This window comes from Clostridium zhoujianii (assembly GCF_051590805.1).
Taxonomy (GTDB): Bacteria; Bacillota; Clostridia; order Clostridiales; family Clostridiaceae; genus Clostridium.
Genome location: NZ_JBPUTF010000001.1, coordinates 2,549,775 through 2,567,198, shown reverse-complemented (window position 1 = coordinate 2,567,198; position 17,424 = coordinate 2,549,775). Strand labels below are relative to the sequence as shown.

The following is a 17,424-nucleotide window of genomic DNA, read 5'->3' as shown; positions in this document are numbered from 1 at the left end:
TGAGAATAGCTGTTTATTTTATATTATTAAGTAATAAATATTTAAAGAGTGGTTTTAAGTCAAAGATATGATTTACTGATATAAGTAAATACTTTTATGGGCTATTGATATTCTTTATTGGACTTGATGGAAGATAGAATATAAAATAGAAGAATGAGGTAATATAGATTAACGAGGTGAATTTTATGAAGTTAGTTATAGCTACTAGAAAAAGTATTTTAGCTCAGGCACAAACTGAGAGAATTATAGATTTATTAAGAGAAAAAGTAAATATAGATTCGGAAAAATTATTAGTTGTTACTGAAGGTGATAAGAGACTTGATGTAACACTAGATAAAATAGGTGGAAAAGGTTTATTTACAAAGGAAATAGAATTAGCTTTATTAGATGGCAGAGCTGATGGTGCAGTTCATAGTATGAAGGATGTACCTTTTGACTTAGGGAATGACTTTGAGATTGTTGCAATGCCAGAAAGAGAAGATGTTCGTGATGCATTTATTTCAAATGGTGGTATACCCTTTAGGGATCTTAGAAAAGGAGCGAAGATAGGAACTAGTAGTTTAAGAAGAGCTGCTTTACTTAAGGAACTAAGAAGTGACCTAGAGATAGTACCTATTAGGGGAAATGTGCAAACAAGATTGGAAAAGATGAAGACTCAAGAACTAGATGGAATTGTTCTTGCAGCTGCTGGATTAAAAAGGCTTGATGATGAAGGGATAATAACAGACTATTTTGATCCAGAAGTATTTTTACCTGCAATTGGTCAAGGAGCCTTAGGGATAGAGTGTCTAAAGGAAAGTCCTAATAAAAGATATTTTGAAGTATTAGATAATAAAGATGTAAGACTAGAGGTAGAGGCTGAGAGAAGTTTTATGAAGGCTTTAAATGGAGACTGTCATAGTCTTATTGGTGCATATACGAAAATAAAAGGCAATGATATATATATTTTAGGTACATATATGGTTGGCAATAAAATAATCAAAAAAGATATTTTAGGTAAAAAAGAAGATAATATAGAGTTAGGAAGGACATTAGCAGAAAAAATATTAGCTAGTGAAAGGTAGAAATAGGATGGGTAAGGCTTATATTATAGGAACTGGACCTGGAGATGAGGAGTTATTAACCATAAAGGCTGTTAAGGCATTAAGTGAGTGTACAGCTGTTTTGTATGATAGATTGGTATCAAATAACATTCTTAATTATTTAAATGAAGATTGTCTAGTATATTATTGTGGAAAAGAGCCAGGAGCACATTATAAAACTCAAGAGCAAATAAATGAAATGTTAGTTAAATTAGTTAAAGATGGGCATGTAGTTGGAAGAATTAAAGGAGGAGACCCCTATGTATTTGGAAGAGGTGGTGAAGAAGTTTTATCTTTAGTAGAAGAAGGATTAGATTTTGAAGTAATACCAGGTGTCACTTCACCAATATCTGTTCTAAATTATGCAGGAATTCCTATTACCCAAAGAGGTATGTCTCAAAGTTTTCATATTGTAACAGGAATGTCAGCAGGGGTTTTAAAGGTGAACTTTGAAGCATTAGCTAAAGAAAATGGAACTTTGGTATTTATGATGGGTTTAGCTAACTTAGGGGAAATAGTAAAGAATCTTATTAAGAATGGTAAGGAGACCTTAACACCTACTGCAGTTATTATGAGAGGTACATCGTCAAAGCAAAAGAAGGTTACTGGAACATTGGCGGATATTGAAGAAAAGGTAAGAGAAGCTGGGCTAGAATCTCCATGTATAATTGTAGTTGGGGATGTAGTTTCATTAAATGAGAAGCTGTCCTGGTATGAGAATAAGCCTTTATTTGGTCATAATATATGTATAACACGTTCTAAGGAGCAATCTTCAAACCTAAAGAGCAAGTTAAGTGAACTAGGAGCAGAAGTTACAGAAATAAATTCAATAAAAATAGAGAGTACAGTCTGCAATTTAGATAAATATTTAGAAAAATTAAAGGAATATGATCATATAGTATTAACTTCTGTAAATGCTGTTAATATCTTCTTTGATTATTTAATAAAAAAGAAATATGATATAAGAGGTTTAAATGCTAAATTTTCAGTAATAGGAAAGGCAACAAGAAAGGCTTTAGAGAATAGAGGGATCCAAGCTTTTGTAATGGCAAAGGAGTTTGTAGGAGAAGGATTATTTAAGTCATTAAAGGGTCATCTTGTAGAGGGAGAAAAGGTTCTTATTCCATGTTCATCAAAAAGTAGAGAATATTTAAAGGAAGAGATTGAAGGGTTAGGATTGAATGTAGATAGAGTACACATATATGATACAGTTCCAGGCAGGTTATTAAATGAAAGAAGCTTTGAAGAAGTGGATATTGTACTATTTACTAGTCCAACAACTGTAGCAAATATGATTGAAATGGTTGGTCTTGATAGAGTTAAGGAAAAGAAATGTGTAGCAATAGGACCTCATACATTGAATGCATTAAATAAAAGTAAAATTAATGCTCTAATGTGTAGAAAACATTCAGAAGAAGGATTCTTAGAGGAAATTGTAAATATTATAAATAAGGAAGTGTAATTTATGATAAATAGAGGAAGAAGACTAAGAATGAATGAAGGAATAAGGTCAATGGTAAGGGAAACAACCCTTTCACCAAATGATTTTATATTACCTTTATTTGTAGTTGAGGGTGAGAAAATTAAGAATGAAATTAGCTCATTACAAGGATGTTATCACTATTCAATAGATATGCTTCATGAGGCTATAGAAGAGGTTGTAAATTCAGGCGTAAAAGGAGTAATTTTATTTGGGATACCACATACTAAGGATGAATGTGGATCTGAATCCTTTAATGATGATGGAATAATACAAAGAGCTATAAAAAAAATTAGAGAAATTAATCAAAATTTATATATAATTACTGATGTTTGCATGTGTGAGTATACAAATCACGGACATTGTGGTATTTTAGACGGGGAATATGTTGATAATGATAAAACATTAGAATACTTAGCTAAGATATCAGTATCTCATGCAAAGGCAGGAGCAGATATGATAGCACCATCTGATATGATGGATGGAAGAGTAGGTGTTATTAGAGAAGCATTAGATAATTCAGGTTATAAAAATGTAGCAATAATGAGTTATTCGGCAAAGTATTGCTCAGCATTCTATGGACCTTTTAGAGAGGCAGCTAATTCAGCACCTAGTTTTGGTGATAGAAAAACATATCAAATGGATCCAGCAAATAGGAGAGAAGCCTTAAAGGAAGTTGAGATGGATATTAAAGAAGGTGCAGATATAGTTATGGTAAAGCCAGCACTTTCTTATTTAGATATTATTAGAGAAGTAAAGGATAAGACAGATGTGCCAGTAGCAGCTTACAGTGTAAGTGGAGAATATGCTATGATTAAGGCAGCGGCTAATCAAGGTCTTATAGATGAAGAAAGAGTAGTTATGGAAATGCTAACTTCAATAAAGAGGTCAGGGGCAGATATAATAATTACTTACTATGCAGTATATGCAGCAGAGAAACTAAAATAGGAATATATGCCACTGCAAGGTTTTCCTAAGGTAAACTTCGGAAATGCAGATGGACGAAAAAATCCACGACTAAGCTCGTATTAAGGATTTTTTCTTAAGAAAGGAAGTTACATAATGCAGAATGAAAGAATTTTTAATGAAAGTAAAGAATATATGCCAGGTGGAGTTAATAGTCCAGTTAGAGCTTATAAAAATTTAGGAGTAAATCCTCCAGTTATAAAGAGTGGAAAAGGTGTAGTTATAACTGATGAAGATGGAAAAGAATATATTGATTTTGTTCTTGCTTGGGGTCCATTAATTCTAGGTCACTGCAATGATAAGGTTGTAGAAGCAATTCAAGATACATCTAAAAAAGCTATAGCCTTTGGTGCGCCTACTGAATTGGAGCTAAAGATGAGTCAACTCTTATGTGAATTAATGCCTAATATAGAAATGGTGAGAATGGTTAATTCAGGAACAGAAGCCACTATGAGTGCTATTAAGTTAGCTAGAGGATATACAAAGAGAGATAAGATAATAAAGTTTGCAGGCTGTTACCATGGACATTTTGATGGATTTTTAGTTGAGGCTGGATCTGGAGTATTAACAGAAGGAATACCTGGATCACAGGGAGTTCCAGAAGATAGTATAAAGAATACATTAATAGGTGTTTATAATGATGAAAATCAGGTAAGGGAACTATTTAAGAACTATGGTAAGGAAATAGCCGCAGTTATTATAGAACCAGTAGCAGGTAATATGGGAGTTATAAAAGCCCAGGATAAATTTATGAAAAAGTTAAGAATGTATTGTGATAGATTTGGAGCATTATTAATATTTGATGAAGTCATGTCAGGATTTAGAGTTGGATTCAAGGGGGCTCAAGAGTTATTTGATGTATCGCCAGATTTAGTTACATATGCCAAAATAATGGGAGGAGGACTTCCATGTGGAGCTTATGGCGGAAAAAAAGAAATAATGAAACATTTATCACCTTTAGGAGGAGTATATCAAGCAGGAACTATGTCAGGAAATCCAATAGTTATGGCAGCAGGATTAGCTACATTAAACCAATTATATGATCACCCAGAATATTATAATCATATAGAGAATATTGGTAAGAAGCTTGAAGATGGGTTATATAAAGTTAGTGAAAAATATAATTTACCTATTACAATAAATAGATTTGGCGGTATGATGACTATTTTCTTTACTGATAAAGAGGTAACTTCATATGTAGATGTTAAGGGATGTGATGAGGAAAGATTTAAAAGGTATTTCCTTCATATGCTTAATAGTGGATTTAATTTACCACCTTCACAATATGAGTCATTATTCTTATCAACATCCCATAACATAACCCATGTATATAAATTTGTTAAGGCTTTTGAAGAGTTTGTTAAAACAGAAATGGAAGTTAAATAGAAAAAAATATATAATTAGCAATATGATGGCACTTGATAAAAAATTATCAATAATATACAATCTTTATGAACTAGTTATTTTAAGGAGTTGAACAGATTGTATAAAAATGAATTAGAATTAATGTCCCATTCTGCTGAGAAGAAAATAGGTTTATTTAATGAAAGTTTAGGAAAATATAGTATATCTAGTTTATTAGGAGGATTATATGTTTGTCTAGGTACAATGCTTGCTTATACAATAGGTGGGTTGCTTAGTACAGCAGGTTCTCCTTGGACTAAGATCGTAATGGGATTATCTTTTGGTATAGCTTTATGTTTAATAAGCTTTGCTGGAGCTGATCTATTTACAAGTAATAGTATGACAATGGCAGTTGGTGCTTTTGAAAAGAAGACAAGCTATTTAGACTTACTTAAAATATGTGGATTTAGTTGGATTGGAAATCTTGTTGCCTCAATTGTTTCAGCTTTTCTTTTAGTCCAAGGAGGATTGATTAGTGATTATACTGGAGCATATATTGTAAAGACTGTAGAAAGTAAAATAGGATTGACTGCTCCTGAAATGGTCATTAGAGGGATTTTTTGTAACATATTAGTATGTGCAGCATGTTGGATGACATATAAATTAGAAAATGAAGCCGCTAAGATTATGATGACTTTATGGGCAGTATTTGCATTTATGACTGCTGGATATGAGCATAGTATTGCAAATATGGGATTATTTTCAATTGCTGCAATGATTCCTCAAGGATCTGGACTACCTATCAATTTGATGGCAAGTAATTTAATATTTGTTACTATAGGTAACTTTATTGGTGGAGCTATAATATTAGGTGGAGCATATTCATACATTTCAAAGAAAAAAGAGGTATAATTATAGTTAAAACTTATTAGGAAGTGAATTTATGAGCTTTTTTGATTTGGTAAATAGAAGGCAAAGCGTAAGAAGTTATAGTGAAGCTAAGGTTGAGAGAGAAATAATAGAAAAAATTATTGGTGGTGCAAGGGTAGCCCCTTCAGCATGTAATTCTCAGCCATGGAAGTTTATTATTGTTGATGATAGTGAAGTAAAAGAAGAATTAGTAAAGAGTATTTATGATCCTTTAATTGGTATGAATAAATTTGCATTAACTGCACCGGTATTTATAGTAGTGGTAGCAGAGAAGAGAAATTTAGTTTCAGGGGTAGGAGCTAAGATTAAAGGAATGGACTACACATCATTAGATATTGGAATTGCATGTGAACATATATGCTTAGGTGCAACTGAACTAGGTCTTGGGACTTGTATGATTGGCTGGTTTAAAGAGAAGGGTGTAAAGGATACATTATCAATTCCGAGGAATAGGGAAGTTAAACTTATTATTTCATTAGGATACGGGCAAAGTGATGAAGTAAGAGGTAAGATAAGAAAAGAACAAAAAGAGATAATAAGCTACAATAACTATTAATATATTGCTTAAATTTGCAATAAATAATATAATAATAGAACAAAAAGGGTTATTATCTATGCTATGTATTATGAAGATAGGGTAAAAAGGGGATGATGAGTGTGGAAAATAATATAATGAATGCTCTAGTAGGAGTTCTAACTACTATTGTTTTAGGTATAGGGAATTATGTATTTGCAGCACTAGCAATTTATAAAATTTCTAAGGTTGAAAAGGTTGAAAATCCATGGTTGGCATGGATTCCAATAGCAAATTCTTATCTTTTAATCAAATTAGGAAAAGGTAAGATGTACTTTATGGTATTAGCAATAGCAAGTTTCTTTGCTGGTGGTTACCTTACTATTCTTATGGGAGAGGGAGTAGGAAAGGTAATAGGAACCCTATTAACAATAGCTTGGTCTATTTATACTTTAATTATGTATAACAGATTATGTAGTAATTATGATGTAAATATTCTATTCTTTGTTGCTGGTGTAATTGCACCATTGGTTTCATTAATACAAGCATTAGCAGGATTATATATACCTTTAGTCTTAGTTAGCTTTTATGGACATTGGAAGCTGTATAGAAATGCAGGGAAAAGTCCAATAGGAAAGCCAAGGATAGAATCTAAAGTTATATTATCTAAAAAGAAGAAGTAATACTTTTTGAATTTAGGGCATCTTACTTAGTAAGATGCTATTTTTATTAATCGGAAGGATGGAAATTATGAAAAACACAAGAAAGATCTTAAGCTTATTATTATCTGTATTATTAATTGGTACACTAATGGTGGCCTGCGGAACTAAGGACCCAAGTAAGGTAGTTAACTTCCTTAACTATGGAGAAAATATTGATGATGAAACATTAAAAGAATTTGAAAAAGAATATGGTATTAAGGTAAATGTAGATACTTTTGACGATATGGAAACAATGTATCAAAAGGTTAAGTCTGGTGGTGTAAAATATGATGTAATATTAGTGTCAGATGCATTAATGCCAAGAATGATAAATGAAAATTTAGTTAAAGAGTTAAATAAGGATAATATAGAAAATATTAACCAAATGGATAAAGACTACTTAGATTTAGAAATAGATCCAGGTAATAAATTTTCAGTTCCTTATATGTTTGGAACTGTAGGTATTGTATACAATAAAGATGTAGTAAAAGAACCAGTAGATAGTTGGGATGTACTATGGGATGAGCAATACAAGAATAAAATATTTATGTTTAATACATACAGAGATATAATGGGAGCTGCTTTAAAGAAGTTAGGATATTCACTAAATACAACAAATCCTAAAGAAATAGAAGAAGCTAAGGAATTATTAGTAAAGCAAAAACCTTTAGTAACAGCATATGGTAGTGATTCAGGAACTACAATGATACCAAGTGGAGAAACTGATGTAAATATGATTTGGTCAGGGGAAGGACTAAATCTTCAAGATGAAAATCCAAACTTAGTTTATGTTGTTCCTAATGAAGGAGCTAACTTCTGGATAGATAGCTTAGCGATACCTCATAATGCTGTTAATTTAGAGGGAGCAGAAAAGTTTATTAACTTTGTAAGTGGAAAAGAAAGTGCTTTAAGAATAGCAGATGAAATAGGTTATACAACTCCAAATGCTGAAGCAAGAAAGGAACAACCTGAAAATGTAAGAAATAATCCAAATGCATATATGCCAAAAGAAATGATGGATAGATGCGAGTTCTATAGAGATTTAGACACAGAAGTTAAGGATAACTACTTTGAGATAATGACAAGATTAGGGGTAGAATCTGGAGAAGAGTAGAAAGTAGTGATAAATCATTGAATTTTGTAGTGAATTAGTAAAGTTTGATATATAATATAACAAAAGGAGTGATTATATGGACGATAGAATAATAGATTTTAATGAGCTTAAGAATAAGGCTAAAGATAAAGATGTAGATAAGCTTGAAGACTATATGTACTCTTTGTATTATCAAATGGCAGAAGGTAAGATTACTATGGCTGATTTTACTAAAAATATATATAAGTATATGGAAGAAAATAATATATCACAGGATAAGTTTTTAAACATACAAAAAAAGCTTATGGAGAGATATGGTTTTGATTCAAGTATAATTGATGAACAGCTTAAATCAGCAGGTATAAATTTAGCTGACGTTGGTAACAACTATGAATCTATAAGAAAAACAATGGGATTCCAAGAAAAATATAAAGACAGACTTACTGCAAAGGCAGTATCAGTATATTTCATAAAGAATGATAAAAATAATCTTGAAATAATACTAGAAGAAGAAAATGTAATCCTTCAAAGTGAAGGAAAAATTGACTTAGCAGATATAGAGCTAAATGAATTCTTATGTTCTTATAAAAAGGTTAGGGAAGAGAAGCCTTTAGCTATTAAGGTTTGTGAGGATATAAAAGAATATAATTATTAATGAATTGAGTAAAGCAGAGTGAATAAAAAGTTCACTCTGTTTTTTTGAAATGAATTTTATGATTCCCGTATTCTTATATTCTCATATGGTAAAGAATATGCTTGTAGAATGCGGGTTTTAGACATATATAACTATAAAAAAATATAAATTTTCAATTTATCAAAAAATTTTCAGTTTCTTTTATTATAAAATGATTTATAATAAAGAAGTCTGATTTATAAAGATGATGAGTTTTAGGAGGAACATATGAGTATTTTAACTGTAAAAGAAATGAACCATGGCTTTGGGGATAGAGCTATTTTTGAGGATGTTTCCTTTAGACTTTTAAAGGGTGAGCACGTAGGACTTATTGGAGCAAATGGAGAAGGTAAATCTACCTTTATGAATATAATAACAGGAAAATTAATGCCAGATGAGGGAAAAGTAATCTGGTCAAATAATGTTAGAGTTGGATACATGGATCAACATGCAGCACTAACAAAGGGACAAAGTATAAGAGATGCATTAAGAGATGCATTTAAATATCTTTTTGATATGGAAACAGAAATGAATACACTATATGAAAAGATGGGAGACTGCACACCAGAAGAATTAGAAAAGATGCTTGAAAGAACGGCAGTAATTCAAGACCTTCTAGATAATAATGGTTTCTATGTTATAGATCCAAAGGTAGAAGAAGTAGCTAAGGGGCTAGGGCTTCTAGATTTAGGACTAGATAGAGATGTAGATGATTTATCAGGTGGACAAAGAACTAAGATATTATTAGGAAAGCTATTATTAGAAAATCCAGATATACTTTTACTAGATGAGCCTACTAACTACTTAGATGAAGAGCATATAGAATGGCTTAAGAGATATTTAAATAACTATGAGAATGCATTTATATTAATATCACATGATATACCATTCTTAAATGATGTAGTTAACTTAATATACCACGTGGATGAAAGAAAGCTTACAAGATATGTAGGAGACTACTATGAGTTTAAGAGAATTCATGAGGAAAATAAAAAGAGATTAGAACAAGCATATGAAAAGCAACAAAAGGAAATAGCACGTCTTGAAGATTTCGTTGCAAGAAATAAGGCTAATGTTGCAACTTCAAATATGGCAAAGTCAAGACAAAAGAAGCTTGATAAGATGGAAGTAATAGAACTTTCAAAGGATAAGCCAAAGCCAGAATTTAACTTTAAAATGGCAAGAACAGCAGGTAAGGTTATATTTGAAACTAAGGACTTAGTAATAGGATATGATAGTCCATTAACTAAACCTCTTAACTTATATATGGAAAGAGGGCAAAAGATAGCCTTAGTTGGAGCTAACGGTCTTGGTAAATCAACACTTTTAAAGAGCTTACTTGGATTAATTAAACCATTAAGCGGAGAAGTTGAAAGAGGAGATTATCAAGAAATAGGATACTTTGAACAAGAAGATAGAAGTGGAAATACTAATACTTGTATTGAAGAAGCTTGGGCAGAATTCCCATCATATACTCAATACGAAATTAGAGCAGCTTTAGCTAAATGTGGATTGACAACAAAGCAATTAGAATCTAAGATTATGGTTCTTTCAGGAGGAGAAGCAGCTAAGGTTAGATTATGTAAGATAATTAATAAGGAAACTAACATACTAATCCTAGATGAGCCTACTAACCATCTAGATCAAGAGGCTAAGGATGAATTAAAGAGAGCATTAAAAGAGTATAAAGGATCAATATTACTTGTATCCCATGAGCCAGAGTTTTATAGAGATATAATTACTGAAACTTGGAATTGTGAGGATTGGACATTAAAAATAACTTAACGACAACTCAGTTTAGTAGTTAATATAAACAGCTTAAACACTAGTGTTTAAGCTGTTTTGTTCGAATTTAAATAATTGGTATGTGCTTTAAAAATAATTTTTGCAGAAAAAATGTAAATATAAGAAATAAGACTTACTAAGGTATTAAATATAAAAAACGATAAAAAAATGCAAAAATGCAAATTAAGATATTGACATTAGGAGTATTATGGTATAGAATTAACATAAAAGGACAATAATAATAAATTTCAAGTGTTGAATTTGGTGAGGTAGAAATATGCTTGTAGGATATAAATTTGATAATTATACTTCTTTTTATACGGAAACTGCATTATCAATGGAGGTAGGAAAAGATAGGAAGTTTATAGATCAGAATACATTTAAAACTCAATATGGTAGGATGAATAAATCGGCTTTAGTATTTGGAGCAAATGGAAGTGGAAAGAGTAATCTTATTAACGCACTACAGTATATGTGTAATTGTGTTTTATCAGGTTTTGAAGTTCAATCAAAGATTATATCTGTTCCAAATAACTTTGCTTTCAACGAAGTAGGAGCTAATAAGCCTAAATCTTTTGAGGTTTCATTTATAATTGATAATATTTTATATGAGTACGGTTTTTCTATATTAAATAGCAAAATAGAAAGAGAGTATTTATATAAAAAGGTAAAGAGAAAGACTGAAGTATTTGTTAGAAGAAGTTCTAGCTGGAAAGACATTAGTGTTACGAGTGATTTTGATAATGTTAAACATTTGATTCAAAATACAAGAGAAGATGCATTATTTTTATCATGGGCTAACTTTGGAAATAATGAACTTGCTATGAAAGTATATAATTGGTTTGATAGTATTGAAATTTTTGATGGAGATGATACCAATGAGTTTTTATCATCTACTGTTAGCTATATAGAAGATAATGAAGAGAATAAAGAAAAAGTATTGAGATTTCTTAACAAGGCAGCTATAGATGTTTTAGATATTAATCTAGAAATAAAAGAGGATGAGAGTAGAAAATTCTTCATGGAATCTTTAAAAAAGAGTGTTATAAATAAATTAGAGCCATTACCATCAGTTAAAAAGGTAGATTTAAAGGTTCTTCATAAAGTATATTCTGAAGATTGGTCAGAAGTTGGGACTATAGAAAAGAATATAGGGATTGAATCTAATGGAACAAAAAAGATGTTTGAAATAGCAGGCCCTATAATTGACGCTATAGAAAATGGCAAAATTATAATAATAGATGAAATAGATGCAAGATTACATCCACTATTAGTAAATCATTTAGTAAGGTTATTTAATTCAAATACAACAAATGCACAATTAATTTGTACTACACACAACATAATGTTATTGGATGAAGATCTGAGAAAAGACCAAATATATTTTATAGATAAAAATGAGTATGGAGTTAGTAAAATTGAATGTTTAGCAAATTTTAAAGGTATAAGAAAAGATAGTAAAATTGTTAAACAATATTTATCAGGATCATTTAATGGTTTACCCAATATAAAATAAACGTTCCTAAAAAACAAAAGAGCAAAATAGTTGGCACTATTTTTGCTCAAAAGTTAATAAATGCAAATTGATTTTTAATATTATTATCGGTTATTTAATATTGTATATTAATGTTGTATTTATTTCAAGACTTTTTTCTAAATAAGTGATGATGGAGAGAATGAAAGTATTATAGATTTTGTTTTTTAGTTAATCATAGATAAAATAAAATTATGAGGTGGTTAATATAAAAATATCAACGTTATACAATATTAAAAAAAATCAAGAGGATTTAGAATTTGTAGATATAGAATTAGATAATGACTTGGAATTATTTATAGACCCGTATATATTTACAAAATTAAGAGGTGATTTCGCTAAAAAGTGTAATAATGCTATTATAAATTTTTTCAGTGAAGTTATGAACTTAATAAGGAACAATGATGAAGTAAATGCAAAACGTATTTTAAATGGTTTAAAAGAACCATCAGAAACTCATTTAGGTCTATCAGAAAATTCTATAGATGGAAATGGTGTAAGAGGGAAAAAAGCTATTAGATTATATCAAAAATTAGCTGAAAGTAAGGCTGCTAAAACTGGGAATTTAAAGGATTTATCAGATTGTGAATTAATGATAGATGGAATTGGGAAAGATAGTATATCAGATATAACGACGAATGTTATTAGGAAGTATTTAATAGAATTTACTCAAAGTCAGTGTGATATTTGTAATATACCAATGATATCATTCAAAAATAATATTTGGGATGAAGGCTTAAAGAAGTGGGTTAACATAGAATATAAACTACCAAGCATTAATGGTAAAAGGATTATATTGGTACCTAAAAGCATTGTTACAGATAAGTTAATATTAAGTTATGATAATTTCTATGATGTTGAAGTGATAGAGTATTATAGCAAGAGAGAAATAAATAATGCATCTACTTCTTTAGTTAGAGTATTAAAAAATGGTGAGAGAAAAGTTATAAAAAAAGAACTAAAAAAGAAGTATCCAAAATCTAAAGAATTAGTATATAGTTTTATTAATGAAAATCCTGAATATTTAGAGTTATATAAGGAAAGAAAAAAGATTCTTAACAATATAGATGTAGATGAAATTATTTTTAAAGCTCATGAGAAGAATAAGAAGTTAAAAAGCGAGTAATGGTTTATTTTAGTCCTCAAAAGCATAGCTTTTAGAGGGCTTTATTTTATAATAATTTACTTTGTTATTTGAATTTTTATGATACCAATATAATAGCATAAGCCAAACAAACAACACTAGAAAAATAAATTGAGATTAAAGAGGTAGCTAAAAGCTAGCTCTTTTAATTTGTGTTAAATTCTATTTAAAAGTAAAATTGGATATATATGAATTGAATAGGGCATTGGATATGATAGGCTGATGGAAGTAAGAAAAGATAAAAAAGAGAAATATATACAGAAGCATAAAATAGAAACAGAACATTTTATTATCAATTACAATGTTGTAGATAAAACTTGCATAGATGACGTTTTGGAAGTTATTGAAGCAAACTATAATAGAATTACTACTAATTTAAATCAGAAACTTGAAGAAAAATTATTATTATATCTCCATTAAATCCATCTCGCGGTTCTGATATGAATAATGTAATAAAAACTGTAGTACATGAATTTGTAGATGTAGTACTAAAGAGAACAAATAGTGATATACCTAGGTGGTTGGATTAAGGGAATGTATCATATAAAGATAACAATCAAAATTGGATAGTTTATACCGTTAAGAATGGCTTGAAACATAGAAATATACCTACATTAAATGAATTAGATACTAGAGAAGATTTTGAAGAGTTTTAAGCGACATGTATATCTGTATTCATATACTATTGTGGAATAAATTATTAAAAACTTTGGTTACGAGAAGTTATATAAGTTAATAAAATACCTACTAAATTTATGAGCATTTTTGGTGTCGTGCAAGAAGAACTAGAAAATAAAGGGATTGAGTATATTAAAAAATTAATCTTTAGGCTAGTAATTATTAATAATATTTTGGTGTTGAAAGATAGTATTATGTAATTATGGAGAGGTATGTGAGGATTGAAAATTAAAAGTTATATAGAAATTAGTTTACTTATAAAAACATCATGCAAAAAGACAGTAGATAGATTTAATTTTACACAAATCTAGCTACTGTCACTATTAAGCTTGGACAAATTAAATATATATTCCTATATTTTCTGAATCTTAATGATAAATAATATGTACTATTTATTGCATAATTTATTAATATTATTTCTTAAATCCGTACTTTTGTTAAATCTTGACCATAATCTTTTAATTACATCTTTATAGTAATTTAAATCGCTTTTTAAATAATCTGATGGAGCTAAAGTCTTTTGCTCAATTTCAGCTTTTTCAAGTGCATTTTCAAAACAATATCCTAATACTTCTTCACCTATTTCACTAAAAATTTCAAAGAAAGTTTCTGATTCGTTTTCAATATGATTTGAGATAATAGAATTCATATCACCCATTGTTCTTAATACTATTTTTAGTTCATCTGTATTATTCAATAAACTTGCAATTATGTCATATGACAATACACCAGAGTTAATTTTGCATAATAAAGTAATACAGGCATATTGGAATGTTCGTCCATTTTTTATCATAGGAAGAACTGTTTTTTCATCATATCCTTTATCTTTAATATTAGTTTTAACAAATTGATCATAATAATATGATATTTTAATAAGATCTGCTATAACACCTTCTCGTGCATCTGGTCCGAAGATAGAGTAATAGTATTCATCATTATACATTCTTTGAGAATTACTCCTTGCTGAACCTGGCATTTGTAAAATGGCTGCTAAACTTAACTTTCCAACTTGTTCTAATGTAGCTGTTTGATAAGGTTCAGAATATTGTTTTGGTGTCTTATCACCTTTTTTAGTAATATAATAAATATGTTTTTTATACAGACGTTCTCTTAAACGTAATTGCTCAGGTGTATTTGATTTTAAGTCAGCTTTTTTTATAGGCTTTTGAGAATTTGTTGATTCTGCAATATTAGTAATAAATTTATCCTTATCATCTCTTGAATTTCCTCTAGACTTTACAATTTTACATTGTAAATAGAAATCCGTATCAATATCAATCTTTCCAATTCTATTAGTTGTCTGGCCACCATTAACTATTGAAAAATTAAATAATTTAATTTCTGTTCCATCTAGTTCATAGTTATCACAAACTATTAGAATACCATTATTTTTATACCAGAAGTTTTTTGGTTCTTTAGAAATAGTTTTTTCAATTCCTGAATCTACAGTTTTTTGTCTAACATAATATCTGAGATTCATACCTAACAATCCATTTCTTCTTCTATTTTGAAGTTCTTGTAAAGATTGAGCTGATATATTAACAATTATAGAGTCTTCGTATTTCAAATAGTTATCTTTCATATCTAGTGCTAGCTTATCGTAATCAACAAAAAGCTTACCATTATCACATAATTCAATTTGAGATTCAACTTCGGTTCTGAAATTCATTTCCAGGTCATATTTGTTAAAATATGTTTTTATATTCTTTTCAATTATATTACGTTCACGCTTGTTTTTAGGTTGATATGATGTAAAGAAACAAATACGAATTTCTCCATTCTCTTCACATTGACTAGTGGCATTTCTAAATGCTGTAACAAGTTTTTCATTAAAGCTGGATACCTTATTGTTTTGAAGTAATTTAATAGTTTCATTAATTTTATATAGTTCACCAGCAACATCTTGTGCTGAAAGTTCTGAGTGTTCATAATATTTACTTTGGACTATTATTACATCATTACCTTCACTTGTAGGATCATTGAATATTGCATCAATACCACCATCATTTGGACCATCAGTTAAATATTCAAGAACTATATCTTGATCAAATGGTATTCCTGCATCACTAAAGAAAAAGTATTTTATACATAATAAAGAAAAAATATGATAATCTTTAAGGTTTGAAAATGTAGAATATTTATTTTTTAGATTATCAATATGAAATTTAAAATAATCTTGTTCCATTACTATACTCCTTATTTAAAGAATTTACTAACTTTATTAGATCACATATTAACAAAATTTTCAATGTATTAGTCATATAAGATCTTTGAGCTACATTTAATTATTTTACCAACTCATTTATATGTAATTTCCTGTTAAGCTCTGATAGATAATTGGATTATAATTACAAATATGGTTATAATAATTAAACTACAAAGATTGTATAGTAATTAAATTAGATGTAAAGATGATTATGGACGAAAAATAAATAGTTAATAGAAATAGTCTGAACATTAAAGTTCAGGCTATTTCTATTATAATGACTTTTAATTTTAAAAATGTATTTTTTATATGGTGTAAGGGAAACTAAAACATAAATATAAAAAGGAGCATACTTAATGAAAATATATGTAGATAATGGATGTGATACTTTAAAATCTTGTTTGTTATGTTATCCAGCTAACTATAGAATAACTAGTAAATCAAATAGATTTTACAATAAAGTAGATTACACTTTAGCACTTAATCAATATAATAGATACATAAATTATTTGATTGAAAATGGTGTTAAACCTATATTTATTGATATTACTAGCTCTTCAAAGCAAGTATATGCAAAAGATATAGCATTTGTAATAGAAAATTTTTTATTTATAAGTAAAATGTCTTTAAAGGAAAGAGAAGTGGAAATTAATCCCATAAAGAAGCTAGCTTCAAAAGAAAATCTTGATTATTACATTATGCAGAACAATATAGAAGGTGGAGATGTAGTAGTAGGAGATAAAGTTATTTTTGTAGGAGTAAGTAGTAGAACAAATTTAGATGCTATTGAAGAACTGAAAAAAATACTAATTATTAAGGGAATAAAAAAGGAAGTTATATCAATTAACTTTGATAATAGTATGTTACATTTAGATTGCGTTTTTGGGTTATTAGGTGGGGAATCTGCTTTAGTATCTCCCTATGTTTATGATAAAGAAGTTGTTAAAAAATATATAAAAAATATAATAGAAGTAACAAAAGAAGAAGCGGATAATTTTGCTACTAATATTGTTTATTTAGGGGATAAAAAATTAGTTACTAGTAATATAAGTATAGGTAATAAGTTAAAGGAGTTAGGGTATAATGTTAAAATTTTAGATTATACGGAAATAGTTAAAGGTGAAGGCAGTGTTGATTGTAGTACATTAGATTTATTAAGAGAATAATTACTGTGTTATGAATTTTGGTTTTATATTTAGGCAGTAAGTGGAATTTTGAACTATGATTATAGAATGTTGAAATTGGTATAGTAAAGTTTAACAAGAGTTAGTGTAACGACTAACTCTTTTGTCGT

The 17,424-nt window shown here is 29.1% G+C and carries 15 protein-coding genes; 14 read left to right on the top strand and 1 reads right to left on the bottom strand.

Features of this window, described 5'->3' with window-relative positions; translation table 11 throughout:
* Positions 1-185: 185 nt before the first annotated feature.
* The 13 genes from hemC (at position 186) to ACSYT2_RS12005 (ending at position 13,666) form a co-directional block, all read left to right on the top strand.
* The gene (gene hemC / locus ACSYT2_RS12065) at positions 186-1,064 is read left to right on the top strand and encodes a hydroxymethylbilane synthase (protein WP_430855454.1); all 879 of its coding nucleotides are present in this window, start codon (positions 186-188) and stop codon (positions 1,062-1,064) included.
* Between the two features lie 7 nt (positions 1,065-1,071).
* Complete coding sequence (cobA, locus tag ACSYT2_RS12060; protein ID WP_438384858.1) at positions 1,072-2,544, top strand: uroporphyrinogen-III C-methyltransferase; 1,473 nt, start codon at positions 1,072-1,074, stop codon at positions 2,542-2,544.
* A gap of 3 nt (positions 2,545-2,547) precedes the next feature.
* Positions 2,548-3,510, top strand: coding sequence for a porphobilinogen synthase (gene hemB, locus ACSYT2_RS12055; protein WP_438384857.1), 963 nt, complete (start codon positions 2,548-2,550; stop codon positions 3,508-3,510).
* A gap of 114 nt (positions 3,511-3,624) precedes the next feature.
* Complete coding sequence (gene hemL, locus ACSYT2_RS12050; RefSeq protein ID WP_438384856.1) at positions 3,625-4,914, top strand: glutamate-1-semialdehyde 2,1-aminomutase; 1,290 nt, start codon at positions 3,625-3,627, stop codon at positions 4,912-4,914.
* A gap of 96 nt (positions 4,915-5,010) precedes the next feature.
* Entirely contained in the window at positions 5,011-5,784 is a 774-nt protein-coding gene (locus tag ACSYT2_RS12045; RefSeq protein ID WP_430855450.1) for a formate/nitrite transporter family protein, read from the top strand.
* A gap of 31 nt (positions 5,785-5,815) precedes the next feature.
* Positions 5,816-6,358, top strand: a complete 543-nt coding sequence (locus ACSYT2_RS12040) for a nitroreductase family protein (RefSeq protein ID WP_430855449.1) — start codon at positions 5,816-5,818, stop codon at positions 6,356-6,358.
* A 101-nt stretch (positions 6,359-6,459) separates the two neighbouring features.
* Positions 6,460-6,999, top strand: coding sequence for a hypothetical protein (locus ACSYT2_RS12035; RefSeq protein WP_438384855.1), 540 nt, complete (start codon positions 6,460-6,462; stop codon positions 6,997-6,999).
* 67 nt (positions 7,000-7,066) lie between these two features.
* A complete protein-coding gene (locus ACSYT2_RS12030) occupies positions 7,067-8,131 on the top strand; it encodes an ABC transporter substrate-binding protein (RefSeq protein WP_438384854.1) in 1,065 nt (354 codons plus the stop codon).
* 76 nt (positions 8,132-8,207) lie between these two features.
* Complete coding sequence (locus ACSYT2_RS12025) at positions 8,208-8,765, top strand: DUF3867 domain-containing protein (RefSeq protein WP_438384853.1); 558 nt, start codon at positions 8,208-8,210, stop codon at positions 8,763-8,765.
* A gap of 246 nt (positions 8,766-9,011) precedes the next feature.
* Positions 9,012-10,568 (top strand): ABC-F family ATP-binding cassette domain-containing protein, encoded by a 1,557-nt coding sequence (locus ACSYT2_RS12020; protein ID WP_438384852.1) that lies wholly within the window; start codon positions 9,012-9,014, stop codon positions 10,566-10,568.
* 277 nt (positions 10,569-10,845) lie between these two features.
* Complete coding sequence (locus ACSYT2_RS12015; RefSeq protein ID WP_438384851.1) at positions 10,846-12,084, top strand: AAA family ATPase; 1,239 nt, start codon at positions 10,846-10,848, stop codon at positions 12,082-12,084.
* 217 nt (positions 12,085-12,301) lie between these two features.
* On the top strand, positions 12,302-13,228 hold the full coding sequence (locus ACSYT2_RS12010) for a DUF8370 family protein (protein WP_438384849.1): 927 nt from the start codon (positions 12,302-12,304) through the stop codon (positions 13,226-13,228).
* 240 nt (positions 13,229-13,468) lie between these two features.
* Positions 13,469-13,666, top strand: coding sequence for a hypothetical protein (locus ACSYT2_RS12005; RefSeq protein WP_438384848.1), 198 nt, complete (start codon positions 13,469-13,471; stop codon positions 13,664-13,666).
* 646 nt (positions 13,667-14,312) lie between these two features.
* On the opposite strand, the gene ACSYT2_RS12000 is transcribed toward ACSYT2_RS12005, so the two are convergent.
* Positions 14,313-16,109, bottom strand: coding sequence for an AIPR family protein (locus tag ACSYT2_RS12000; RefSeq protein ID WP_438384847.1), 1,797 nt, complete (start codon positions 16,107-16,109; stop codon positions 14,313-14,315).
* A gap of 377 nt (positions 16,110-16,486) precedes the next feature.
* Between ACSYT2_RS12000 and ACSYT2_RS11995 the strand changes: the two genes are divergently transcribed.
* A complete protein-coding gene (locus ACSYT2_RS11995; RefSeq protein ID WP_438384846.1) occupies positions 16,487-17,296 on the top strand; it encodes a dimethylarginine dimethylaminohydrolase family protein in 810 nt (269 codons plus the stop codon).
* Positions 17,297-17,424 lie beyond the last annotated feature (128 nt).